At 42.9% G+C, this 26,609-nt stretch carries 19 protein-coding genes; 8 read left to right on the forward strand and 11 right to left on the reverse strand.

Going from position 1 to position 26,609, the window contains the following annotated elements:
• The first annotated feature begins 64 nt into the window (after positions 1–64).
• Positions 65–508 carry a PepSY-like domain-containing protein gene (locus GQF63_RS03185; RefSeq protein ID WP_160367667.1) on the forward strand — a complete coding sequence of 148 codons (444 nt, stop codon included), beginning with the start codon at positions 65–67 and terminating at the stop codon, positions 506–508.
• A 33-nt stretch (positions 509–541) separates the two neighbouring features.
• The gene (locus GQF63_RS03190) at positions 542–994 is read left to right on the forward strand and encodes a PepSY-like domain-containing protein (protein WP_160367668.1); all 453 of its coding nucleotides are present in this window, start codon (positions 542–544) and stop codon (positions 992–994) included.
• Between the two features lie 73 nt (positions 995–1,067).
• On the opposite strand, the gene GQF63_RS03195 is transcribed toward GQF63_RS03190, so the two are convergent.
• Positions 1,068–1,802: an SIMPL domain-containing protein gene (locus GQF63_RS03195; RefSeq protein WP_160367669.1), complete on the reverse strand. Its 735-nt coding sequence runs from the start codon at positions 1,800–1,802 to the stop codon at positions 1,068–1,070.
• Between the two features lie 93 nt (positions 1,803–1,895).
• Between GQF63_RS03195 and GQF63_RS03200 the strand changes: the two genes are divergently transcribed.
• The 4 genes from GQF63_RS03200 to GQF63_RS03215 all read left to right on the forward strand — a co-directional run bounded on the left by GQF63_RS03200 (position 1,896) and on the right by GQF63_RS03215 (position 9,630).
• Positions 1,896–4,718, forward strand: a complete 2,823-nt coding sequence (locus tag GQF63_RS03200) for a S9 family peptidase (protein ID WP_160367670.1) — start codon at positions 1,896–1,898, stop codon at positions 4,716–4,718.
• A 199-nt stretch (positions 4,719–4,917) separates the two neighbouring features.
• Positions 4,918–7,107: a glutamine synthetase III family protein gene (locus GQF63_RS03205; protein WP_160367671.1), complete on the forward strand. Its 2,190-nt coding sequence runs from the start codon at positions 4,918–4,920 to the stop codon at positions 7,105–7,107.
• A 677-nt stretch (positions 7,108–7,784) separates the two neighbouring features.
• On the forward strand, positions 7,785–8,627 hold the full coding sequence (locus GQF63_RS03210) for an MBL fold metallo-hydrolase (RefSeq protein ID WP_160367672.1): 843 nt from the start codon (positions 7,785–7,787) through the stop codon (positions 8,625–8,627).
• A gap of 19 nt (positions 8,628–8,646) precedes the next feature.
• Positions 8,647–9,630, forward strand: a complete 984-nt coding sequence (locus GQF63_RS03215) for a helix-turn-helix transcriptional regulator (protein ID WP_160367673.1) — start codon at positions 8,647–8,649, stop codon at positions 9,628–9,630.
• 28 nt (positions 9,631–9,658) lie between these two features.
• On the opposite strand, the gene GQF63_RS03220 is transcribed toward GQF63_RS03215, so the two are convergent.
• Positions 9,659–11,323 carry a RagB/SusD family nutrient uptake outer membrane protein gene (locus tag GQF63_RS03220; protein WP_160367674.1) on the reverse strand — a complete coding sequence of 555 codons (1,665 nt, stop codon included), beginning with the start codon at positions 11,321–11,323 and terminating at the stop codon, positions 9,659–9,661.
• 32 nt (positions 11,324–11,355) lie between these two features.
• Positions 11,356–14,430, reverse strand: a complete 3,075-nt coding sequence (locus tag GQF63_RS03225; RefSeq protein WP_160367675.1) for a SusC/RagA family TonB-linked outer membrane protein — start codon at positions 14,428–14,430, stop codon at positions 11,356–11,358.
• 207 nt (positions 14,431–14,637) lie between these two features.
• Between GQF63_RS03225 and GQF63_RS03230 the strand changes: the two genes are divergently transcribed.
• Entirely contained in the window at positions 14,638–16,722 is a 2,085-nt protein-coding gene (locus GQF63_RS03230; protein WP_160367676.1) for an alpha/beta hydrolase family protein, read from the forward strand.
• Positions 16,723–16,791: 69 nt separating this feature from the next.
• Here GQF63_RS03230 and GQF63_RS03235 read toward each other — a convergent pair whose 3' ends face one another.
• Entirely contained in the window at positions 16,792–16,992 is a 201-nt protein-coding gene (locus GQF63_RS03235; protein ID WP_160367677.1) for a hypothetical protein, read from the reverse strand.
• 30 nt (positions 16,993–17,022) lie between these two features.
• Complete coding sequence (locus tag GQF63_RS03240; RefSeq protein ID WP_160367678.1) at positions 17,023–17,697, reverse strand: DUF6266 family protein; 675 nt, start codon at positions 17,695–17,697, stop codon at positions 17,023–17,025.
• A gap of 243 nt (positions 17,698–17,940) precedes the next feature.
• On the opposite strand from GQF63_RS03240, the gene GQF63_RS03245 reads away from it, so the two are divergent.
• Positions 17,941–19,572: an ATP-binding cassette domain-containing protein gene (locus tag GQF63_RS03245; RefSeq protein WP_160367679.1), complete on the forward strand. Its 1,632-nt coding sequence runs from the start codon at positions 17,941–17,943 to the stop codon at positions 19,570–19,572.
• Between the two features lie 276 nt (positions 19,573–19,848).
• Here the strand turns inward: GQF63_RS03245 and nagA are convergent, their stop codons facing one another.
• The 6 genes from nagA to GQF63_RS03275 form a co-directional block, all read right to left on the reverse strand.
• The gene (gene nagA, locus GQF63_RS03250; RefSeq protein WP_160367680.1) at positions 19,849–21,036 is read right to left on the reverse strand and encodes an N-acetylglucosamine-6-phosphate deacetylase; all 1,188 of its coding nucleotides are present in this window, start codon (positions 21,034–21,036) and stop codon (positions 19,849–19,851) included.
• Positions 21,033–22,334 carry a sugar MFS transporter gene (locus GQF63_RS03255; RefSeq protein ID WP_160367681.1) on the reverse strand — a complete coding sequence of 434 codons (1,302 nt, stop codon included), beginning with the start codon at positions 22,332–22,334 and terminating at the stop codon, positions 21,033–21,035. The genes nagA and GQF63_RS03255 overlap by 4 nt, the downstream gene beginning before the upstream one ends.
• A 23-nt stretch (positions 22,335–22,357) precedes the next feature.
• Positions 22,358–23,089: a glucosamine-6-phosphate deaminase gene (locus GQF63_RS03260; protein ID WP_160367682.1), complete on the reverse strand. Its 732-nt coding sequence runs from the start codon at positions 23,087–23,089 to the stop codon at positions 22,358–22,360.
• A gap of 20 nt (positions 23,090–23,109) precedes the next feature.
• On the reverse strand, positions 23,110–24,543 hold the full coding sequence (locus GQF63_RS03265; protein WP_160367683.1) for a Gfo/Idh/MocA family protein: 1,434 nt from the start codon (positions 24,541–24,543) through the stop codon (positions 23,110–23,112).
• A 127-nt stretch (positions 24,544–24,670) separates the two neighbouring features.
• Complete coding sequence (locus GQF63_RS03270; RefSeq protein ID WP_160367684.1) at positions 24,671–25,885, reverse strand: Gfo/Idh/MocA family protein; 1,215 nt, start codon at positions 25,883–25,885, stop codon at positions 24,671–24,673.
• Positions 25,886–25,888: 3 nt separating this feature from the next.
• Positions 25,889–26,596: a 3-keto-disaccharide hydrolase gene (locus GQF63_RS03275; RefSeq protein WP_212592452.1), complete on the reverse strand. Its 708-nt coding sequence runs from the start codon at positions 26,594–26,596 to the stop codon at positions 25,889–25,891.
• Positions 26,597–26,609: the final 13 nt, after the last annotated feature.

Consider the following 26,609-nt stretch of genomic DNA (forward strand, 5'->3'; position numbering starts at 1 on the left):
CCATCAAATTCCTACTTCTTTCCAGATTTGCCCCTTAATCTTGTACTAATAAAAAGAAAGAAGTATGAAAAAGATGATTAAAACGATTTTATTCGTAATGCTAACAGGAATTTCTGTGCAAAGTATGGCACAGGAAAAGATTATTCAGGCTCAAGAATTACCAAAACAAGCGCAAAGTTTTATTAAAACCTATTACCCACAGGATGTTATCACTTTAGTAACATCTGAGAAGGAGTTTTTTAAGGGTATTGAGTACTCGGTAAAGCTAAAAAGTGGCACAGAAGTTGAGTTCGACAAGAACGGTAACTGGACAGAACTGGACGCTAAATTAAAACCCGTCCCACAGGCTCTGATCCCTAATAAGATTAAAGAATATATAAGTAGAAGCTTTCCGAACAACGAAGTTGTACAAATCAAAACCAAATCTAATATTATAGAGGTTGAGTTAACTAATGGTATAGATTTAGAATTTAATAAGAAAGGCGAGTTTTTACGAATTGATGATTAAAAAACTTTTTAACTATTTAAATTACATAACAACATGAAAAAACTAGTTTTAGGTATTACCTTACTGTTTTCAGCATCCCTTCTTTTCGTATCATGCGATAAAGATGAAGTTATTAGCCAAGCGGAATTGCCAAGTACAGCAAAGTCTTTCATTGAAGCCAATTTCGAAGGTACTAAAGTGATTACCGTTGTACAAGATGATGATGATCTTTACGTTTGGGAATACGAAGTAAAATTAAGCAACGGGATTGAGATCACCTTTAATGCCAATGGGGAATGGCTAGAAATCGAGGCTGATAAAGATACCGATCGCTTACCCGATCACTTAATTCCAGATGCTATCCTTGCTTATGTTACAGAACACTATCCTAACCAAGGGGTAAACAGTATCGAAAAGGAAAGCCACGGATTCGATGTAGAGTTAACCAATGGTGTTGATTTAGATTTCGACCACAATGGTGGATTCATCCGTGTTGATGTAGATTAATAAAAAACAACAAACATGCAAAAGCCCTAGGAGTCTAGGGCTTTTTTTATGTGTTTCACTTGCTTATTCTTTATTAATTACTGAGGTAACTCGCCTTAACGGTAATATTCGCTGTTTTATTCCGCGAGGTGGTATTAAAGGCACCACCGTAGGAGAACTCCTCATTATCATTTTGACCCGTAATTTGAAAGATCCCCAAATCAGCCTTTACCAAATCTCCTAAGGAAGACCCTGCTTCTTTAGCGATATTCTCTGCACGCAAGCGCGCATTTTGCGAAGCCATTGAAATAAGCTTCAGCTTCAAATCTTCCAAGCCCGAGAAATAATAGCTAGGCGTATTGGAGCTAAGCTCGATACCCTGGGATATTAAGGTTGAAATCTCGCGGGAGGCATTATCCACCTTATCCAATTCCTTGGATTCCACACTAACATTCTGCGAAAGGTTATAGCCTGTAAAGGTATTAGACGAGTTTCCGTTGGCATCGGTATGGTAGGCGAATTCCCGATTAATCACCACCGCATTAAAGAGGATTTCCTTTTCGCTGATTCCCTTTTGGATGAGGAAATTGCGCACCAGGTCGCGATCTCTTTTCAACTGCTCGGAAGCCTCGCTGAGGTCCATTGATTTACGATTATAGCTAGCCGACCATTTCACAATATCAGAGGCAAAATCAGTCTTTGCGCCGCCTGTCACATTAATGGTATTGGTACTTTTAAACTTGTATCTGTAGGCATTTGCCAAGACGATGGCAAAGACAACAAAGGCGATACCGGCAATGATACTAATGATTATTCCGCTGTTTTTCATAGTTCCTGTTTGTATAATAAAATTGTTATAGTCGTCCTTCTTCTAAGTTAGCAATTTTCGTTAATATTGATGACACCTTATATTTTACGATCTATGAAACTAAAATACGGATTATTATTCGCAAGTATGTCCCTGATTTCAGGGGTTTATGCGCAGAAGAAACCGTTAGACCATTCCGTTTATGATTCCTGGAAATCCATCTCCCAGGCTAGCATTAGCAAGTCAGGAAATCTGATTATCTATAGCATTAGCCCCCAAGAAGGCGATGTGCTCACTGAAGTGAAGAACAATAAGAATCAAGTGGTATTAAGCATCCCTCGCGGAACGGATATACGATTAACGGATAACGAACAGTTTTTGTTTGCAACCATCAAACCTTTCTTTCAGGATGTACGTCAGGCGCGTATCAAAAAGAAAAAATCAGATGATATGCCCAAAGACACCTTACTGATCTACAATTTCAAACAACAGAAGGCCGAAAAACTACCTAATGTTAAAACCTACCATCGCACCGCCAAAGGCAATAATTACATTGCCTATTTAGGGGAAACGATAGTTCCATCGGCTACTGCAGCGAAAGATACGACCGAACAGAAGGCCGGTACCGATCAGAAAGCCAGCAAGAAAAAGGAAAAACCAACGCCAACCGTTCATTTATTAAACCTGAATACCGGTGATACCACCAACTTCCTAAAAGCGGAGAACTTCCAGATTTCCGATAACGAGCAGTACCTTCTGTTTACTAAAAAGGGCGCAGAAAAGGATAGCTTGAACGAAGCCGGCTTGTATCTCTATGATATTGCTAAAAAACAGCTGAAGAAAATCAGCAATGGTAAAGGAACCTACAAGCAATTTACCTTTGATGATGCCGGACAACAGCTCAGCTTCCTGGCCGATAAATCGCCAGAGAAAGCCCTGTTAAAAGATTATAAACTCTATTACTATACGCCAAAGCAAGATACCGCTCGTATCCTAGCCGATCAGCATAGTGCAGGCATTCCAGACCAGTGGTATGTCTCCGGGGATGCTTCTTTACGCTACAGTGAATCCGGAAAACGCTTATTCTTTGGCTTGGCTCCTATTCCACGCGTTAAGGACACCACCTTAGTTGATTTTGAAACCGTCAAACTCGATATCTGGCATTGGCAGGATGATTTTCTGCAACCTATGCAGTTGTTGAACTCCCGTACCGACCAAATGCGCAGCTACACGGCGATGATCCTGCCACAAAGCAGCAGTAAGATCACCCCGCTATCGGATAAGATCTATAACCGGATTTCCTTTGCTGATGATGCCGACCATGAATGGGTATTAGCCAGTGGCGATGCCGATTATCGCGTGGCCTCCCAATGGGAAGGCGGCATGAAATCTGATGTTTATGTATTATCTACGCTTACCGGGAAAAACAAGCAAGTGGTAAAAAGCTTGGCCGGCTCGGCCTACCTTTCTCCAAAAGCCGATTATGTTGTTTATTTCAATCAGGAAAACGGCAATTGGTACAGCTACCACATCAACAGTGAAAAAACAGTGCAGTTGAATGAAGGCCTAGACGTAAGCTTTGTGGATGAGGAAAATGATGTCCCTGCCCTACCCGGATCCTACGGCTCCAGTGGTTGGACAGCCGATGGTAAAAACATCTTTATCAACGATCGCTATGATATCTGGAAATTCAGCCTGGATGGCAAACGTAAATCCCTGTTAACGCAAGGCCAAGGACGTAAGCGAGAAAAAGTATTCCGCTATCAAAACTTAAGCCGTCAGGAAAACCCACGCATCCGCACGACTTATATCAACGAGGATGAACCTATCTATTTAACCGGCTTCGATAAGAAAACAAAGTATGCAGGCCTATACCTATTAAAGAAAAAGGATATCAGAGAGCTGATTACAGGTCCTTATACCTATAAGATGTTTTCTGCGGATAGCAAAATCGATCAGTTGATCTATACCAAAGAAGATTACCAGGCTTCACCTGATTTATACCTGAATACGGCCTTCAGCAATGAGCAACGCCTAACCGACATCAACCCACAGCAAGCCAACTACAATTGGGGAACGGCAGAATTGGTGGAATGGAAGACGCCAAAAGGCTATCAAGCAGAAGGGATTTTGTATAAACCAGAGGATTTCGATCCGAATAAAAAATACCCGATTATAGCTTATTTCTATGAGAAGCTTAGCGATGGCCTATACACCTATCAGGCACCAGCCCCTACGCCTTCCCGCTTAAACATCTCCTATTTCGTAAGTAATGGCTATTTAGTCTTTGCACCAGATATTCGCTATGAAAACGGATATCCAGGCAAATCGGCTGAGGAGTTCATCAATTCAGGTATGCATCATCTGGCAAGAACACACAGCTGGGTAGATTCCACCAAGATGGGTATTCAGGGACAAAGCTGGGGTGGTTATCAGGTCGCGCACTTAATTACGCGCACCAATATGTACGCAGCAGCTTGGTCGGGCGCACCAGTAGTGAATATGACCTCGGCCTACGGAGGTATCCGTTGGGGAACAGGTATGTCACGCCAATTCCAATACGAGAATACCCAAAGTAGAATTGGCAAACCTTTATGGGAAGCCCTGGATCTATACATTGAGAACTCTCCGTTATTCTTTATGGATCGGGTCAATACACCGGTTGCCATTATGCACAATGATAACGATGGTGCCGTACCATGGTACCAGGGTATTGAGTTCTTTACAGCCTTACGCCGCTTAAATAAACCGGTTTGGTTGTTAAATTACAACGGTGATGGACATAACCTCATGAACCGTCAGAACAGAAAAGACATACAAATTCGCGAAATACAGTTCTTCGACCACTTTTTGAAAGGTAAACCAGCAGCAAACTGGATTAAAAAAGGTGTCAAAGCAACTGAAAAAGGAATAGATTGGGGATTAGAAACAGATTAATCCCAAAATAAACAATAAAAAAGACGGAAATTCGAAAGAATTCTCCGTCTTTTTTGTTTTTCAAGCATTCGAATTGTCATTTTTAATATTTTTTTGAAAAATCTTCTACACTTTATTTGATTTTCCCATATTTTTGAATTGTTTTTAGATTTAAACAAAAGATAATCAACTTAAATAAATAGGAATTAATTCAAGAACCATGTCAAACAGCAGATTTAAAGCAGTTGAAGAGGCTTCAAAACACTTGTTAGATGCTAAAACAGACGTTAAAGCAGAACGAGCAATTAACATTTACGGCAAGAATGTATTCACCATTGTAAAAATGAGAGAGTACCTTCCGAAAACCGTATATAAGGAACTGACAACTGTCATTGAAGAAGGAAAACAGATTACCCGGGATATGGCCGAGTATATTGCACAAGCCATGAAAGCTTGGGCAATTGAAAACGGCACCACACACTATACCCACTGGTTCCAGCCACTGACAGGTTCTACAGCGGAAAAACACGACTCCTTCTTCGAACCCGATGTTGACGGCAGTGCCATGGAGAAGTTTACAGCAGATGCTTTGGTGCAACAAGAGCCTGATGCATCCTCCTTCCCCAATGGCGGTATCCGTAACACCTTCGAAGCTCGTGGCTATACTGCATGGGATCCTTCTTCGCCGGCCTTTATCTTCGAAACAGGATCCGGTAAAACCCTATGTATCCCTACCGTATTTGTATCCTATACTGGTGAATCTTTAGATTATAAAGCACCATTATTGAAGGCCATTGCTGCGATTGATAAAGCCGCAACCGATGTAGCGCAGTACTTTGATAAATCTGTTACCAAAGTAAATGCCTCCTTAGGTATCGAGCAAGAGTACTTCTTAGTCGACCTAGCCTTATACAATTCCCGTCCTGACTTGCAGTTGACCGGCCGTACCCTATTTGGCCACATGTCGGCAAAAGGACAACAATTGGAAGACCATTACTTTGGTGCCATTCCTGAGCGTGTACTTGCTTACATGGTTGACTTGGAGAATGAAGCCCTAAAACTGGGTATTCCTTTAAAAACGCGCCACAACGAAGTTGCACCATCGCAATTTGAATGTGCGCCCATGTACGAGGAAATCAACTTGGCCATCGATCACAACCAGTTGTTGATGAACGTAATGGAGCAAGTAGCTGTTCGCCATAACTTTAAGGTATTATTGCACGAGAAGCCTTACAGCGGTGTAAATGGTTCCGGAAAACACAATAACTGGTCATTAATTACCAACACAGGGGTAAATTTATTATCACCAGGTAAAACGCCTAAGAACAACTTGATGTTCTTAACCTTCTTTGTGAACACCATTAAAGCCGTATTTGAGCATGCTGACTTGCTACGTGCTTCTATTGCCAGTCACTCCAACGATCACCGCTTGGGTGCTAATGAGGCGCCACCAGCGATTATCTCCATCTTCCTAGGTTCTCAATTGGATGAAATCTTGGAAGAAGTAGAATCTGCACGTGTTGCTAAAAAGGTAAAATCTGAAGCCAACCTATGGCATGGTATTCCGAAGATTCCAGATTTGAAACTTGATAATACCGACAGAAACCGGACTTCCCCATTTGCCTTCACGGGTAATAAATTTGAATTCCGCGCCGTTGGTTCATCGGCAAACTCGGCTCTACCGATGACGGTATTAAATGCGATCGTAGCAGCACAGTTAATCGATTTTAAATCGGAAGTAGATAAGCAGATTAAAAAAGGTACCAAGAAAGATCTAGCCATCTTGAACGTGGTGCGCAAATACATCAAAGATTCTAAGGCCATCCGCTTCGAAGGAAATGGCTACAGCGAGGAATGGGAAAAAGAAGCCGCAACTAGAGGCTTATCCAACATCAAATCGACACCAAAATCTTTGGATGTTTATGTAACGCCAGAGTCTATTGCCTTATTTGAAACCCTAGGTATCTATAACAAGCGCGAATCGGAAGCCAGACATGAAATTCTTTTGGAGAACTTCTATAAAAAACTGCAGATTGAAGCGCGCGTTATTGGTGAAGTGGTAACTAGCCAAATTGCACCAGCTTGTTTAACTTATCAAAACGAACTTATCGAGAACGTTAGAGGCCTTAAAGACCTTGGCCTAAGCAAAGAGTCTTACAGCTCGCAGTTGAACTATTTAGAGCGTATCTCTAAACACGTAAATACCATCTTAGAAAAAGCTGAAGAAATGCGTCAAGCACGTAAAAAAGCAAATACCTACGAGGATATACGTGAGAAAGCAATTGCATATGATGAAGTGGTAAAACCTTACTTCGATGAGATTCGCTATCACGTGAACAAATTGGAGAAAATTGTAGATGATGCGAAATGGCCATTGCCAAAATTGCGCGAACTATTGTTTATTCATTAAGAAATAAGCTGGATTTTTTCAGCTAATGGATAAGCTGCTCAGGGGTACTTGAGCAGCTTTTTTTGTGGGAACGGGGGTAATCTTTCTTTCATCTTTTTGGAACGTGTTGCCATCGACTTGTCATCGGCTTGTCATCAGCTTGTCATCGCTTTGCCATCGTCTTGTCATCGCTTTGTCATCGTGAGCGGAGTCGAACGACTGGTACGTCAATGCAATCACAAATTATAATCACCATTACATTTACTTGTAATAATAATATAACACTATTAATCAACAACATAAGTTAGTTTACCTGTACTGACGTACTAATCGTTCGACTCCGCTCACGATGACAGCCTCCCCACAACCGCATGACAAAACGATGACAACCTTCCAACAAACTTCCAACAACCTTCCCACAACCTTCCCACAACCTCCTGACAGCACCATGGCAACACGATGACAACACAATGACAAACAGATGACAACACGATAACCTCGCTAAGCCTCACCCCTTGCCCTCCCCTTTCTCACCCCTTTCTCACCCGTATCAATCCCCTTTGCAAAGGCTTAATCAACGGCAGAAATACGCTTTGGCAAAACCACAAAAAAGTATCAAACTAAACCCAGCCATGCAGCATATTTTTGTAACTTAGTAGCAAGACCAGGCCACAAAATTGTGGCTCTAATCGAATAGCATGAAGATACACAGCATTGATACCGGATTTTTTAAATTAGATGGTGGCGCGATGTTTGGCGTGGTGCCGAAGTCCATTTGGCAGAAAACAAATCCTGCCGACGAGCGCAACCTCTGCAATTGGGCAACGCGTTTGCTCTTAATAGAAGATGGAAAACGATTAACACTTGTGGATACCGCCATCGGCGATAAGCAAGACGATAAATTCTTTAGCCATTATTTCCGGCATGGCGAAGACACCTTAGATTCTTCCTTGGCCAAATTGGGCTACCATCGCGATGATATTACCGATGTGATATTAACGCATCTGCATTTCGATCATTGTGGTGGCGCGATAAATCGGGAAGGCGATAAACTGGTGCCAGCATTCAAAAATGCTAGATTTTGGTCGAATGACAAGCATTGGGACTGGGCGACGGTAGATCCGAACCCGCGGGAGAAAGCTTCCTTTCTTAAGGAAAACATCCAACCCATACAAGAGTCTGGTCAGCTGCATTTTATAACCGAGGAACAACCGCAGTACGATACAGAAATCAAGATGCGCTTTGCCTATGGCCATACGGAGGCTATGATGCTGCCGCAAATAAACTACAAAGGAAAAACCATCCTTTACATGGCCGATTTGCTACCTTCGGTTGGGCATATCCCCTTAGCTTATGTCATGAGCTACGATGTTCGCCCCTTACAAACAATGGACGAGCGGAAAGCCTATTGGCAGGAGATTGTAGACAAGGAATATATCCTGTTTCTGGAGCACGATCCGGAGCATGAATGCTGCACCCTGCAACATACCGAAAAAGGGATACGACTGAAAGAAACCTTTAAGCTGAGCGATTTAGGCTAATCGCTTTCAACCCACAGCTATGTCTATAGAATTAAAGAAAAGGTTCGACCGCATTGTCGATATTCTGGTGCAACTGCAATCTAAACGGGTCGTGAAAGCGCAAGAATTGGCCGATCGGTTTGAGGTAAGCCTACGAACGATCTACCGCGATATCAAAAGCTTGGAACAGGCCGGTGTGCCCTTAATTGGGGAAGCTGGAACGGGCTATTCCATTATGGAAGGCTATCGGTTGCCGCCGGTTTCCTTCAGTCGTGAAGAAGCCCTAAGCTTTGTGGCAACCGAAAAATTAGCACAGAAGTTTCTGGACAAGGAAAGTAGTCAGCGTTACTCTGCTGCCCTGTTAAAGATTAAGGCAATTTTAAAAAGTAACGACAAAGACCTGCTATCCAGCATGGAAGATCAGATTGTGATGAAACAGCAGGCGGTGCCTTTGTTTTTAGATCAAGTGCCCCATATCCTGAGCAGTGCCTTGGAAGCCATCTCGCTAAAGAAACAATTTGAGGTTAACTACCAAGGGATCCGCGATGAGCAAGCCATGGCTCGCACTATAGAGCCCATCGGCATCGTGCATGAAAGCGGCTTCTGGTATATTGTGGCCTATTGCTTAAAACGGCAAGATTTCCGCCAATTTCGCAGCGATCGCTTTGAATCAGCAAAGATTACGGAGACCAATTTTTCAAAAAGCCATATCTCCATTGCGAATTACCTGGCGCAAAAGAAACAAGACGAGCAACCGAAAAGCTTAGTGAAGCTATCGGTTAAGCGAGAAATAGCTAGCCATTTGCGTTGGGAGCGGAATTACTATGGTTTTGTAAAGGAAATTGTGGGTCCTGAATGGGTGGAAATGCATTTCCAAAGTCCGGATTTAGACCTGGAGTTTCCACGATGGTTGATGATGTTTGCCGACCATGTGCGCAGCATCGAGCCGGAACGCCTACGCAAACAAGTTATCAGCTTATTGGAAGAAAGCCTGAACACGATAAAAAAACAAGGGGAAAGCTAATTTGCAATCCCCTTGTTTTTTTAAGCTATTAATGATAGCCTGGGTTTTGAACGAATAGTTCGTTTTTATCCATTTCATCCTGCGGTATTGGTAATAGGTAATCCTTATCGGTAAAGACAGCCTTTTTCCAAACCATTTTTTTGTATTGTTTTACGCCTGTTGTTGTGTTTTTACGAATATCCATCCGTAAAATATCACCATTCATCACCTGCGGAGCAATTTTCCAACGACGGATATCATACCAACGGTGCAATTCAAACACCAGCTCTACTCTTCTTTCATTCACAATCCGATCAAATAAAGCCGGGCCAGTTACAGTTGCCGGAATAGGCGGCATTTTCACGCTGGGGCGATTTCGAACCAGATTCACATACTCACGGGCTAATGCTTCATTGCCCAAAAAGTAGTTTGCTTCTGCATAATTCAATAAGATTTCAGCATAACGGAAGAAGGTCCATGGGGTTTGCGACATATTGGTAGAACTCGGTTTATTGATGCGTTCATTGACAAATTTACGCGAGTAATAGCCTGTTTCCGAAGCGTTCCATGGTGAAATGGAGCCCTCATTGGAATCTTTACCTCCCGGCAGGAAGGTTTCCACTTCACGGCCTTTCCAAAGCATGCCATCATGCAATATAGAGGCATAGAAACGAGGGTCGCGGTCTTTGTAAGGATCTTGATCATTGTAGAGCGGATCATTTTCCGGCAATACCCCACGGATGGTTTCATAATCATCCACCAAGTTCTGTAGCGGGTGAATTTGCGCGAACCCATTATACCCATTCGGATAGGAACTTAACTCCACGTAGACGGCTTCCGGACTCACTAACTGATTATAAGGGCGTTGCCAGATAATTTCAGAATTATACCGGTTTTCTTCCAGAAATAAGGTTCTATAATCACTAAATAACGCATATTTCCCCAAGTCTATCACATCCTTGGCTGCTTTTGCGGCGGCCTCCCATTTGGTTCTATCGTTAGTTGTATTGTTTAAGGGGCTGGCACGGTATAATAATACCCGAGACTTTAAGGCCATAGCGGCATCTTTGGTAATTCTTCCCATATTGGCGGCATCGTAACTGCTTGGCAGCAGGGCAATGGCCTCATCAATATCCTTCAACACAAAAGTCATCACCTCATCGTAGGTATTCCGTTTCATCTTGAAATCGTCCTTCAGGTTGAATGGCTTGCTCACGATAGGCACGCCTCCATATTGGCTGATCAGCTCAAAATAACACTTCGCGCGGATGACTTTGTTCTCCCCTTCCATGCGTTTTTTAACCTCCTCATCCAGGGGTTTGCTCCGCTCACGATCGATATTCTGGAAAAAGATATTTACCCGATTAATCGTAGTCCAATAATTCTGATTGGTATTGGGCGCCGCATATACACCACTCCAGGAATTGGCAATTCCTAAATTATCGGCTGTTAAATTGCCTTGCCAATAGGCGTATAACCAGGAATTATTCCTTGCATTCAGCTCGTCTGACATCACCGATAAATTATATAAACTATACCTAAAGCCTGCAGGCAAAGAACGGTAGGTGCTTGAAATAAAGGTTTCAATCAAGGCCGGATCATCCCAGATGGCATCCTCACTAAACCGATCTCTTGGCACGGTATCTAACACATCTAACTTACAAGAGGAAAAAGATATAGCCATGCTCAGGAATAGCAAACTAACAACTCTCATTTTTATATTTAAACATTTCATAACTTCCTTTTTTATAGACCAACACTTAAACCAATATTGAATACTTTGCTTTGCGGATAGAACACACCGCGATCGGATGCACCTTCCGGATCGTACCACTTAATTTTTGATAAGGTAAAGAGGTTGTTTCCATTGACAAAGACGCGAGCGCTGGAGAATTTAATCTTCGACAGAATATCCGGATTGATATCGTAGCCGATTTCTAAGGTCTTTAAGCGAACAAAAGATGCATCTTGCAACCAAAAGGTACTTTTCAACCCACTAGGTTCCCCCGGAGTATCCAATGTTGGGATGCGCGGATATTTAGAATCCATGCTGCCCGGTACCCAACGGTTGGCAATCAGATCTTCGAGGCCGTTGATGGCAATTCTAGCATTCTGATGGTAATATTGCCAAGCTCTGGCCTGTCCGGCAAAATTCACAAACATCGACAAGCGCTTGTATTGGAAATTAGCGTTTAATCCAAAAGTAATCTGCGGGATATTCGATTTATCCATCCGCACTCGGTCACCGGCATCAATAATGCCATTGCCATTCACATCACGGTATTGCAAATCGCCTACTTTGGAGCCAGGGTAAATGGCTACGCCATTAAGCTGATCTTCGGTTCTAAAAATACCGATGGCATCGTAGTACAAATCTGCAGCGACTAGTTTGCCTTCCGCTTTCTGGTAATCTGGCACATTGCTGGCCTCACTTAAATTAATGACTTTATTTTTTGAATAGCCCATATTAGCGCCAATATTAAATTTAAAGTCACCAGCATTCATCTTATTGTATTTAATGGATCCCTCTACCCCTTTGTTCTCTACCTCCCCTATATTTTCCATCGGTAAGGACAAAGAAGTATAGGCTGGGATTTCCAGGTCACGCAGGGCCAGGATGTTGGAACGGCTTTGCTTAAACACATCGATTGTTACATCGAACATGCGATTGAGGAAGCTCAAATCCGCACCAAGGTTCATAATGGTTGCTACTTCCCAGGTAATATCCGGGTTTGGCGTTACATTAGGTGCCGATCCTAGGCTAGACTTCGGTGTTTGGCCAAAGTGGTAGCCATATTGTAAACCTAAATTATAGGCCGCCATAAATTGGTACGGGCTAATGGCATCATTACCCAATTGGCCAACAGAAGCTCTAATTTTTAAATCGTTAATGGTTGTACTTTCCGGAAACAGGTCTTTTGAAGCTACCCATGCCACGGAAACGCCTGGGAAAAAGCCAAAGCGTTGGCCCGGAGCAAATGCATAGGATCCATCTAAGCGCGCATTGACATCAACGAGGTATTTTTCTTTGAAATTATAGCTAATCCGACCTAACACACTTTGCCGACCCGAATTGTAGGACATGCCGTCTGATTCTTGTGTTGCAGGGTCACCGGCGAACATTTCATCGATGGCTGTCGATAAGAAATTACGGCGAAAACTACGTTGAAAGTTAGATTTCGAGGAAGATTGTTCCCCCGCAACAAAAGCACTGAAAAAATGATCATTAATGGCTTTCTGATAGCTAAGTTTTAAGTTATAAAACATGCCATTGTCCTTATCGGTTCTGATGTTAAGTTCAGGCGATAAAATGGCACCGGCAGATCTTGGGGTATAGGTATCGTTGCTGGCATCGTAGGTATAAACCGTCCAAGGCGTCCGCCAGTTTTTATCAAACGTATAACCATCGGAATAGACCATGTAGCCATTCAGCTCGAGGCCTTCCACTTTCGGTATTTTCCAATTGAAACCCGCTTTAATATTGTAATTATTTTTATTGATGGTTCGCTTCCCTGCAGCATCCGTTACCATCATGGCTGGGTTATAGCCGTTTTCAATACCCGCTGAAGGATAGCCATTTGGGTAATACACGGGAACCATCGGCAGGGCATTCAACCAATACCAGGCATCCTGCGTGCCGGGGCTAATTTTGGAGCCATACACTGCGTTGATATCGCCGGAGATGGTCAACCCTTCGGTCACTTGGGCATCAATATTGGAACGGATGGTATAGGAATCGTAATTATGGATTCCTTTTTTGAATATACTGTTTTGATTGCTGAAGGAGCCGGAAAGGGAATATTTAACTTTTTCGCTACCACCACGCATATTTAGGTTATGAATTTGCTGGCTGGAAATTGACTTCAACACCTCATCATACCAATTTACATTGGGATAATTAGGGTCGGAACCGTTTCTAAACTTCTCGATTTCATCATCGGTATAGCGTGCCGTTTGGCCGCCTTGCACCAAAAGATCATTTACATATTCGGCAAATAAAGCAGAACTGGCCAACTTCGGTGTCCGGGTGGGTTGGTTGAGACCTACATTCAAGGAATAGTTGATCATCGGTTTACCGGCTTTACCGCGTTTTGTGGTAATTAAGATAACCCCGTTCGCTGCCTGGGCACCGTAAATGGCCGCCGAAGCATCTTTTAGGATATTGACAGACTCGATATCACTTTGGTTAATGCGCTCCCATCCTGCGGGATTCTGAACCCCATCCACCACAACCAGGGGTTGGGTGTTTCCGGTGGTATTGGTACCGCGTACCAAAAGTGCCGATACATCATCTCCAGGCTGTCCGGAACGGTTCATGGCTACCACACCCGGCATTAAGCCCGCAATGGAATTTGTAACACTTACTGTAGGGCTACGCTGCAACACATCGCCTTGCACCGTGGCAACAGATCCGGTTAAGGTGGCTTTCTTCTGCACACCATAGCCTACCACCACCACTTCTTCTAAATCCTCACTGGAACGATCCATCAAGATTTGTAATGCTGTGGATGCGGAGGCAACAGGCTTTTCCTGGGTTAAAAAATTCAACATGCTAAAGACAAGAACATCGCCGGTTTTGGCGACAATACTGAATTGTCCATTTTCATCTGTTTTGGTACTTATAGGTTTCCCCTTTACAGAAACAGTCACACCAACCAAAGGCTCGTTTGTATCGGCCGCTTGGACAGCACCGGTAACATTAGCTTGCAATAGAGCAGAAAGCGCGTCGGTATGTGGAGGCATTTCGTGGGAATTCGCCAGTAACCGATTGCTAGAAAGGAAGGAAAGCGACACTATAAGTAAAAAGTTTAAGCTTCTCATAGTTTAAGCGTTTAAAAGGTTGTTTATGTTAATATGCTATAGGATAAGCACTTCTGTCATTACAATGATAGATATATTTTTTTCACGCCTTACCGAGGATCGCGTATTTATTACCGACAGCGTTGCCGACAATTTATTTCCGCATGCACAAAAAATTGAATAAAATTGTAATAGTAAACAAAAGGAATCAACCTTTAAACCAAAATTATGAGCGCCGATTTAAGAATATCCTTCCCCCGACTGTTTGTCCTTTCTTTAGGCTTAACCCTTGCTGCGCATAGCAGCCAGGCCCAACTCGATGATTCAGCTATGAACAAAAACAACGACAGTATTCCCAGTTTGTACAACAAATCTGACTATGATGTCTTGGCTACAAACCTTGACACCGAAGCCGCCCGCCAGTTTCGTAAAATCATTGCGCCCAGCAGTTTAGAAAACTGGAACGGCCGAAAAAAGGCTATTCATGAATTTATTCAACTTAAAACAAATTATAAACGCTTTCACGACCTGCCCTTAAACCTCACGGAACATGTGTCCAAGCAATACAAGGGCTATCAACTTAAAAATGTTACCTTCCAAACGCGCCCAAACAGCAATACTACGGCGAATTTATTCGTGCCAGAAGGAAACGGCCCATTTCCGGCCATTTTGGTGATGATGGGACACTCGACCAATGGAAAATTCTATGAGAACTATCAGCTTTTAGGTCAGGACCTGGCCAAAGCAGGCTATGTAGCCTTATTGGTAGATCCTTGGGGTGCTGGTGAGCGCAGCACGGAGCATTTGAATTTTGAATACCATGGTGCACATTTAGGTGGCCACCTGATGGATGTTGGAGAAACCTTAATGGGCATGCAGATCACAGATAACCTGCGTGGCATAGACCTGCTAAGCTCCCTTCCCTATGTAAATAAAGAATTAATTGGTGCAACCGGAGCCAGCGGCGGTGGCAACCAGACCATGTGGATTACTGCGGTGGATGAGCGCATAAAAGCAGCCATTCCGGTGGTGAGTGTAGGTACATTCGAATCATACGTCATGAACGCGAACTGTATCTGTGAACTGCTTCCTGATGGGTTGAGCTTTCTGGAGGAATCGGAAATACTAGGTTTGGTAGCTCCTCGAAAACTTTGTATGTTTAATGCACTTCAAGACGCCAACAAAGCGTTTTATCCGAGTGAGATGTTTCGTTCTTATCGCATTGCAAACCAAATTTATAGACTGAACCATGCGGAGAAACACTTAAGCTATCAACTGTTTAATTTACCACACGGCTATGCCCCGGAAATGCGGCACCAAATGATTGATTGGTTTAATGTAAACCTAGCAAATAAACCCGCTAATAGTGAGGGCAATCGGAAAAACTCACCAGCCTTAAAGCAAACAGAATTGCAAGTATTTGCCCAAGGTCAACGCCCTAGTTCAGTGACAACAACCGAACAATATTGTAAAGAAACAGCCGCCCAATTACTTGCTGATGATGCTTGGAAAAAGCTCAGTAAAGCACAAGCCATCGCCGCCCTGAAAGAAAACCTACGCTTGGGTGAATCGCCTCAACTGCAACAGGTAAAAAGTGCTGTTGTTGATCAGAAATGGACCCGGTATCAGGTAAATGGCAATGGCGGGCAAGAAATAACGGCCTTGGTCAGTAATCCGGGTAATTCCAGCAAATTCAAATTTATATTTATGCCAGATCTTGGTAAAGGGGAACTATCTAAACTGGTAAAACAGCATAATGAAGCGGGCTATGGCGTCTTAATTGCCGATTTAACAGGTTTGGGTGAACAAGCTTCAGCAGAAGCACAAAAAAGCGATGGCACCTCCCTCCCGAAGTTCCATACCGTTTCTCGCTCGCATATGTGGCTAGGACGTACAACGATGGGTGAATGGATCTCCGAGATGCTATTGCTGACTGCTATGGGCAAAAAAGAGCTACAGGCTAAAGAAATTGAACTGATTGGGGCAAAAGACATGGGCGTTGCGGCCGTATTGGCTTCTTTATTCTCCGCAGATATTCAAGGGGTAAGCACCTACCAAGCACCGGCGAGCTATGTAGTGAACCAAGTGAAAAAAGAAAGTTTCTATACCCAGGCTATCCATATCCCACAGATTATCAATTGGGGCGATCTATCCATGGCGATGGCCTTAGCAAATGCAGACATCCAGATGTTTGAGGCGAAAGATATTGTTGGAAATGCATTGAGCACGGAACAATTAGCAGCCGTTACTCAACGCGTGAAAGACTATCAAAAAGCGCTGAAAACCAAAAATAACGTGCTGATCAAGAATTGATCGAGCGTAATTAACCAAAACCAAATGGCGCCTTTATGGCGCCATTCTTTTTTTAATAGACTAGATTACTTAAATAGTACCCAGGTTCATGCCTGAACCCCGCGTCTTTTTTCCCTTTTTTTCATGTTCGATGACTTCCAGTAACTGAAGTAACATCGTTAAAAGAAACTCGATAACCTTACTCAATCGATCCAAGGAAAATGGAATTTTACTTCCTCCTTTAAATAAGGATTTAATAAAATAAACTAAAAACTCAATTAACTTTTTCATAATGACTTACATGTTTTAATTAACGTATGACTACAATGCTGTTTTTGCTGTAGGCGGTTGTGTTTTTGTGAATCCTTTACGCAGCAGATATTGACTGCTAGACACCGCAGATCCTTCATGCGCTAAGCAAAATAACCAACAATGCAGGTCACGCGATTCATACCGGGCTGGCAGTTCTTTCTCAAACTTCTTATCGCTGCGTTTGGCAGTGTCGAACATATAAAACTCGTGACTATTGGCTTCATAAGCGATGATAAATACCTGATCGTTCGGATGGCCTGCATACTTGCCTTCATCATATTCCCAGGAAAAGCTGAGCACCGAAGGCATGATGGCAGTTAGCTGCAAGAAGCGTAAATCCTGTAAGCTACCACGACTTACTTGAATGGTTGGATAATTGAGCTTTTGCGCTGGATAATTGCCGCTGAAGCCTGTTTTAATTAGGGCACCGATTTGGTCGACCACCGCATAGGAATGTCTGTTCTTGCGATCATTAAAACCAATATTAATAAATGGGCTTAAAGGGCGCATAAAGTCCGATGCCATTTTAAAGCGTTGCTGAATGGACAGCTGCTTTTCTGAAGGTTCTTTTTGGCTGTATTTTCCCTTAGCGCGAACATAATCGATGTTACGCCAGCTACTACCGACAACATTGCCTATTTTCCCAGACAATCCGCCTAAAATTCCTTTTGAAATTCTTGCCATGATTTTATTTTTTAAATTTGTTAAACCATTGACCTGCATGCAAGGCCTTGAATTTGATATCGGCAGTAAAACTAGAGCTGACAAGCATAGGCATTTGAAAATGAAACATTTTAGGACAAAATGAAACAAGATGACCGCATTTGACAGCGACGAAAGTCACGACGCTGGCCTCGGCTTCGGAAAATTCGCTGTGTGGATATAAACTATTCCTTTATCTTTGCAGCTGATTAAAATCGAGCAAACGTGATCAATGTAAATAACATCTCTGTATCCTTCGGCGGAACCACCCTATTTAGTGATGTCACCTTCTCTATCAATGAGAATGATAAGATTGCTTTAATGGGAAAAAATGGAGCCGGAAAATCCACCTTATTGAAAATTATTGCAGGGGTTGGCAAACCAACCACGGGCGCAGTTACGGGTCCTAAAGACGCAGTAATAGCCTACTTGCCCCAGCACTTGCTGACGCAGGATAATTTGACCGTATTTGAGGAAACTTCCAAAGCTTTTGAGGAAGTATACCACATGCGTGATGAATTGGAACAACTGAATGAACAGTTAAACATTCGTACCGATTATGAGACGGATGATTATATGAAATTGATTGAACGTGTTTCTGAATTGAGTGAGAAGTTTTACTCCATGGAAGAAACAAACTACGATGCGGAGGTTGAAAAAGTATTAAAGGGTTTAGGTTTTGAGCGTACTGATTTTAGCCGTCCTACTTCGGAGTTCTCCGGCGGCTGGCGTATGCGCATAGAATTGGCGAAAATTCTATTGAAGAAACCAGATTTAATTTTACTGGATGAGCCAACCAACCACATGGATATTGAAAGTATTCAATGGTTGGAAGATTTCTTGGTAAACCAAGCCAAAGCAGTGATTGTCATTTCCCACGACCGTGCCTTCGTCGATAATATCACCAACCGTACTATTGAAGTGACGATGGGTAAAATATACGATTACAAAGCCAAATACAGCCATTACTTGGAATTGCGTAAAGACCGTCGCCTGCATCAGTTGAAGGCTTATGAAGAGCAACAGCGCTTTATTGCAGATAACCAGGAGTTTATCGACCGTTTCAAAGGAACCTATTCCAAAACCTTGCAGGTGCAATCGCGCGTGAAGATGTTGGAGAAACTGGAGATTATTGAGATTGACGAGGTGGATACCTCGGCTTTGCGCCTGAAATTCCCGCCATCGCCGCGATCTGGTACTTATCCGGTTATGATTGAGGGGCTTTGCAAGTCCTACGGCGATCATTTGGTCTTTAAAGATGCCAATATGGTGATTGAGCGTGGGGAGAAGGTTGCCTTTGTTGGAAAGAACGGGGAAGGGAAATCGACCATGATTAAAGCGATTATGGGTGAAATTGAAGTGGAAGGAAGCTTAAAAGTGGGTCACAACGCTAAAATAGGCTACTTTGCGCAGAACCAAGCCTCTCTATTGGATGAAGAATTAACGGTTTTTGAAACCATCGATCAGATTGCTGTAGGCGATGTACGGGTGAAAATAAAAGATCTATTGGGTGCTTTTATGTTCAGTGGAGATGATACGCAAAAGAAAGTAAAAGTGCTTTCAGGAGGAGAGAAAACCCGCCTGGCCATGATTAAGCTGCTATTAGAACCTGTGAATGTGTTGATCCTGGATGAGCCAACCAACCACCTGGACATGAAAACCAAGGATATTATTAAAGATGCCCTTCAAGACTTTGATGGCACCTTGATTTTGGTATCTCACGACCGTGACTTCCTGGATGGATTAGCGCAAAAGGTTTTCGAGTTTGGCAATAAGCGCGTACGCGAGCATTTTGAAGACATTAAAGGGTTCTTGGAATACAAGAAGATGTCTAGCCTCAAAGAAATAGAAAAGTAAATAACAAAAATCAGGGCTATAAAAACCTAATTATCAGAAGGCATCCCGCATTTTAGCTAAAGTTTCGATTTCCCGGAAATGATAGTAATGTCGATTGCCAATGAGGGTTGGTTTTAGCACACCAGCCTGTACCACATTCCAAAGGGCTTTCATATGGGTGTGAAAGGAGGCAAAGAAAAAGAAGGTGTTAGTTTATTTGGCTATAACAAGAAAGGGGCTGTTTCACCAACAGCCCCTTACACTCAATTTTAAACCTATTTATACTATTATTTAAACTTACTTTTCATAAACAAATCGGCCATTAATCATGGTTTTCTGGATTTGAATATCCTCATCAAAGAGTAATAAATCAGCCTTTAAACCCTTGGCAATGGTTCCGATTTGATGTTGCAATCCGAGTATTCTTGCCGGATTAGCGGTTAGCATTTGCACCGCTTCCGCTAGCTCTAAACCCGCCTTATTGCGCATGGTGCGAATAAGTCGATCGGCTGTAGCGACGGATCCGGCAAAGGATTTCCGATCTGGTAATTTAGCCACATCATCTTCCACAACAACCGGCAACCCATTAACTTTACTTCCTAATATACTTTCGGTTACGTTGGTACCGGCAGCACGCATGGCATCGGTAATAAGGATAATTTGATTTTTAGCTTTTACTTTGCAAATTAACTTTAAGAAAGGTTCTGGCAAGTGTGTACCGTCAGCAATAATCTCCACATCAATATCATCCAATAACAAACAAGACTCAATAGCGCCCGCATATCGGTATGCATTTCTACGCGTCATTCCCGACATCCCACTGTATAAATGGGTTGCCAGGCGATAACCTGCCTCCACCCCTTTTACTACTTCTTCGTAAACAGCATCTGTATGTGCTAATGCACACAAAATACCTTCTTCACATACCCGACGACCAAAAGTCAATGCACCGGGTAATTCCGGAGCTGCACTCCAACGGGCAATCAGGTGTTTATAATCGCGAAGGATAGGTTCATATTCCTCAGGCTCCGGATTGCGAATATACCGCGGATCTTGCGCGCCGCGTTGTTCCATCGCAAAATATGGTCCTTCTAAATGAAGCCCATAAAATTGAGCACCATTTTTATTTTTACTTAAAGATTGCTCATAAACTTTAAAGGTTTCTAATAATAGCGCCTGCTCACTGGTTAAGGTGGTTGGCAGCATCGCTGTAGTACCATAACGCGCATGTGTTTCGGCAATATTCAAATAAGCATCGATATCGTTGTCCATGAAGTCTGAACCGCCGCCCCCATGAATATGGATATCGATAAATCCTGGCGAAAGGTAAAGTCCGCCGGCATCAATAAGCTGGTGGTTAGCAGAAGCGGTAGGCCATTTATCTGTGGCTTGCACGTCGATAATTCGGCCATCTTCAATGGTAACAAATCCTTTTTCTAATACCCGATAAGGGGTAATAATTTTGGCATTAATAATACTGATCATTGTTTAGGTTTTTTACTCCAATACTTAATTTTATGCCCAACAAAGGCATAGAATACAATATACGAAAAACATGGTACCAAAACCCAATAAGCGGCTTTTACCGTAGAAATATCGGCAACAGCTCCGTAAATCATCGGAAGAATGGCATTACCACATAGCCCCATAATCAATAAAGCCGAACCTTGTTTGGCATATTTACCTAAACCGTCTAAGGCTAATGGCCAAATGCCTGCCCATATCAGCGCGTTTGGAACACCAATCATCGCTAAAAACCAAATAGAAAGGTCTAAATGATGGCCCAACCAACTCACTGGATATGTTACTAAACAAACCAATAAAGCCAAAGTTAGCCCAACTAAGGAACAAATCTGAAGCATGCGCTTCTGGGATATTACCGCTGGAATCAGCGTAATACCCATCAGATAGCCTATGATGGTAGCCGTAAGTACATAAGAAGGTAAAGCCTTCGCCTCCAGGAGCGATAGCCCCATAGAGTCTGCATAATTGATAATCGTATCGATAGCAATAACCTGTGTTCCTACGTGTAAAAATATCGCCACCGCACCTAATACAAGGTTTGGAAATTGAAAAACACCCGATTTGCCAGCACTTGCATCCTCTTCTTCTTTATTTTCAATTTCAGGTAAAGGGGAAAACCGAACAAATAATCCGATTAAAAACAATACCGAAGCCACCACGATATAAGGGACCACCACCCGGAGAATTAGCTCATCCAAGGTTTGCGCTCGGGTAACCTCATCCATCAATGGGATTTGCTTGAACAATTCATTATCCGTAGGACGCAATATGGCCCAAGAAAAAGCTAAAGGGGCCAATATGCCCGCCCCTTTATTGCAGATGCCCATGATACTGATCCGTTGCGCTGCGCGCTCTTTTTCACCAATCATGGTGATGTATAAATTGGCAACCGTTTGTAAAACAGCCAAGCCAGAACCTAGCGTAAATAAGCCTAACAAAAAGATCGCATAGGTTCGGCCATAAGCTGCGGGCACAAATAATAGCGCCCCGACTGCCATAATCCAAAAGCCAATCGTGATCCCTCTTTTATAGCCGACACGCTTTAATAGATAAGAGGATGGCATAGACATCACCAAATAGGAAATGTAAAATGCAAAGGCGACGAGATAAGATTGAAAATTACTGAGCTCGCAAGCTATTTTAAAGTAGGGAATCAATATGGCGTTTACCCAAGAGACAAAGCCAAATACAAAGAACATCGTTCCGATGATTCCAATGGAAATTAAAGTCGTCTTCTTATCTAATTGTTGTGTGTTCATAAAATAGGTTAATCGTTGGCAAATTATAATAATGAGGCTGAACCGCGATCTAAATAGCAGTTACAGGAAGCATGTTCTTGCAAAATACTCGATGGATATAGGTTCGAAACAGCTAATGTAAGACAATTCTTCACAGCTTGGGCTTTCCGCTCATCAGGAACGGCACAAATAATATGCTTCGACTTCATGATCTGCTTAATCGACATGGAAATAGCCTGCTTTGGCACCTCGTCTAAACTATTGAACCACCCCTCGCCCATCTGTTGCTGCCGGCATTGTAAATCCAAATCAACAACGATGTATGGATCTTCCACCTCAAAATCAGCCGGTGGATCATTAAAGGCCAAGTGACCATTTTCACCAATCCCTACAAAAGCAACGTCGATAGGGAATTTTTTAATAATTTCGCCCAATCGTTCACATTCTTGCTTAGCATCTCCTTCGCCATTAATCAGCACAGCTTCCTTTAAAGGTGGAACTTGCTCTAAAAAACGCTCGGTCAAGTACTTCCTAAAGCTAGCCTTATGCGTAATCGGCATGCCGATATACTCATCTAAATGGAACATCCGCACCTTCGACCAGTCTATATCTTTATCCTGAATTAAAGCTTGCAGGGTTTCAAACTGACTAGCCCCGGTTGCTAAAATAACATTAGCTTCATTCTTTTGGCTGATGGCTTCTTTTATCCATGCCGCCCCTTGCGCACTGGCATGCGCGCCCAAAGATTCCCTATCCGGGAAAATTTCAATATTCATATGCCCTCGTTTTGAAAAATTTATTTATTAGCTTTTAATACTTGTGTGGTTCCTCCTGTTTCAAGGTGAATATTATGCACCTTATTACCTTGCCAACGCCCCATCGTAAAGTCTGGAATGGCAATAGGCTTCGATCCGTTAGCTACCGACCATTCACTTAATGGTCCAATCGAACTCCAAGCTGCCGCATCATAAACGTCCATATCAACCGGTAGTCCATTGCGTAAACAGTCTATTAAACGCCAGTCCATAATAAAGTCCATTCCACCATGTCCCCCTACTTGTTTGGCCATCTCGCCAATATGCGTAATGATTTTCGGCGTGCTCTCCGCTTCAATTTTCTTCATCTCCTCATCCGTAAAGAATCGCTCATGCCCTACCGCTAATTTCGCTGGTAATGGATATTTCTGCGCATAGCCTTTCGTTCCACTGATCACGTGTAAACGAGAATAAGGTCTTGGTGTACTGACATCATGTTGGAGCATAATGGTACTGCCATCATTGTTTTTAATGGTCGATGTATTCATGTTCCCACGGAACGGGTATTTTAAATACTGCTCAAACTCCTTGTTGGTTTTTGCTAACTCCTCCGCTTTCGGACGTAAAGAGAAATCCTTCGACGACATGGAGGTTAGGAAATCCATCTTATTACCTCGGTTAATCTTTAACACCTGGGCAATAGGGCCTAAACCATGCGTAGGATAAAGGTTACCGTTACGCTTCGCATTTTCCATTAAGCGCCATTTATGATAGCGTTTTTCCTCAATAAATAAGCTCTCCAAAATATCATGGATATAAGCGCCCTCACAATGTACTATATCACCAAAGAAGCCCTGGCGCGCTAAGTTCAGTGTTAGCATTTCAAAGAAATCATAGCAACAGTTCTCTAAAATAACACAGTGTTTTTTCGTGCGTTCAGAGGTTGTTACTAAACGCCAACATTCGTCAATGGTTACAGCGGCTGGAATTTCTAAGGCCACATGTTTTCCATGCTCCATGGCATAGATGGCCATCTCGGCATGTAAAGCCCAATTCGTGGCAATATATACGAAGTCTATATCATCGCGACGACACATTTCCTTCCAGGCTTCTTCCGTTCCGCTGTATATTTTTGCTTCATGCCCTTTGGTCACAATACGTGCTTTAGCAGCTTCCGCTTTTTCTTTACGAATATCACATACCCCTTTTATGGATACGCCTTCAATCATACTTAAGCGATACACAGCTGCCGATCCCCGATTACCCACACCGATAAACCCGGTGCGAACGGTAGATAAGGCTGGGGCAGCATATCCCGACATATTGAAAACTGGCTTATAGCTTTGTTGTGATTCACGTAAGATGTGGTGGTAAGTAGTTTTTTCTTCATGTGACTTTGCAGACACTTGATTCGATAGGAATCCCAACCCAGCGAGTCCCGATAACTTTAGAAAAGATCTTCTATCTGTAGACATAATATTAAGTTTAAGGTTAATGGATAATTTTTAATAAAGAAACAGGAATTGTCCTAGAAATCCAATTGGAAACAGCGCTAATCTACGGCACCGTTATCGGTAATTCTGTTGTCTTAGGCTATTTTTGCTATCCTGAATATTCCGGTTTCCATACTTGCTCTTGATGGGTTTCCATAGCAATATTAGCCATATGACTCGCAATTGCCACATCTCGAGCGGTATAGATATCTGCTGCTGGCTTCTTCCCGCTACGGATACATTCGCAAAAGTCGGCCAAGGCATAATAGGTCGGGTCCTTTTTCAAGGGATCCAGATCCGAATAATCTAACACTTCCCCATCGCCATAATGTGCCGCAATAGTGGCTCCTGTTACCCCATCTACGGTCCCAACCTCCTTTTTCACCTGTTCCGAAAATAATAAAGCCTGATCCCGTTCCACGATAATGGATCCTTTGTCTCCCAAAATCCGAATACCATAGCCCTTGTAGCCATTAGACAAAATAGAAGAAACACTAGACTTGATGCCCTCCGGATACTCATATACTACGCGAACATTATCATAGTTCTCCCGCCCATCCTTCCAGTAATCTACACCGCCAATGCCGGTCACCCGTAGGGGATGCGAACCCACCATCCAGTTCACTACATCAATCGGATGCCCACATAATTCCGTCATTAAACCCCCACTAGAAGCTTTATACATCCGCCAATTAATAAACCGTTCATCCATACCCGGAGGTACCGGAAAACGCCAATCCGAATTACGATGGTACTGACATTCGTAATGCATAACCTTGCCTAACCAACCTTTATCTATAACTTCTTTAATGCGCTTATACAATCCGAAATAACGGTATTGATGGCCTACCTGAAAGACAAGCTTCGATTTCTCAACCCGCTTCACTAAATCAATGGCCTGCGGAATATCATAGGATATCGCCTTCTCCAAGTACACATGTTTTCCATGTTCCAGCGCATCCACAGCCATCGGGTAATGCAGATATAATGGCGTAGCAATTATAACAGCATCCAGCTTCCGATTACGCATCATGTCTTTGTAGTCTTTGTAAATGGTCACCGGACTCGTAATAATCTTTTTGGCTAAGGCTAAAATATCCTCCCGCACATCACACATCGCCGTTACTTGCACATCTGGAATATCTTTCATCAAGTGCAATAAACCTTTGCCCCGACTTCCTACCCCAACGATGCCTATGTTTAACTTTTTTTTCAGTAGCGATGGATTTCCCTTGCCAAAGGCAGCTGGGAAAACCGCCAGTCCGGATAAAGCAAGGCTACTATTTTCAAGAAACTTACGTCTTGATATTTTATGATCTTTCATAACTTATAATCGTTTGATTCTAATATTACGGAATGAAGCACCGTCTTGATGGTCTGTCAATAGAATATGTCCATATTCGGCTTCCCCATAGCCAGATTGGTACATTTCAAATTTTGTTCCCGCCACTAATGCCCTAAAACTTGAAGTACCGCGTTCATAAGAAACTATTTTTACACCATTCAACCAATGCTCAACCTGCTTACCACGAACCACCACCTTGGCCTTATTCCATTTTCCATGGCCATAGAACACTTTCTTAGCATTAGGCGCATACAATAAATACACAGACCCGGTTTCAGTTTTCGGACTAATCCCTCCCTTCACCGACTCATGGTTTACATCATCAATCATCTGAAATTCCGGACCATTTAATTCCACCTTTCCTGATTTGGTATGTAAGGGTGCAACGAAATACTTTATCCCTGAATTGGCATTCTTATCCAACTTAAACTCCAATTCTAAGATGAAATCTTTATAAACGTGCTTGCTGATCAAGTCACCACCACGCTGGCCTTGTTCATGCCTTAAGGTTCCCTGGTCTACTTTCCAGGCCGCATTGGGCAAAGTTCCGCCAGCCACAGAAACCCAGTGTTTGCCAGGGTCAGATCCGTTGAATAAGCTTTCCCAACCCGCTTGCGCCTGCCCCAGGCTTTCCTGAGGCGGTAGCAGCATGAATAAAGGTATCCAAATCAGCACATTAACTATCTTCATATAAATTAAGTTT

The organism is Sphingobacterium humi (genome assembly GCF_009768885.1).
In the GTDB taxonomy this organism is placed as follows: domain Bacteria; phylum Bacteroidota; class Bacteroidia; order Sphingobacteriales; family Sphingobacteriaceae; genus Sphingobacterium; species Sphingobacterium humi.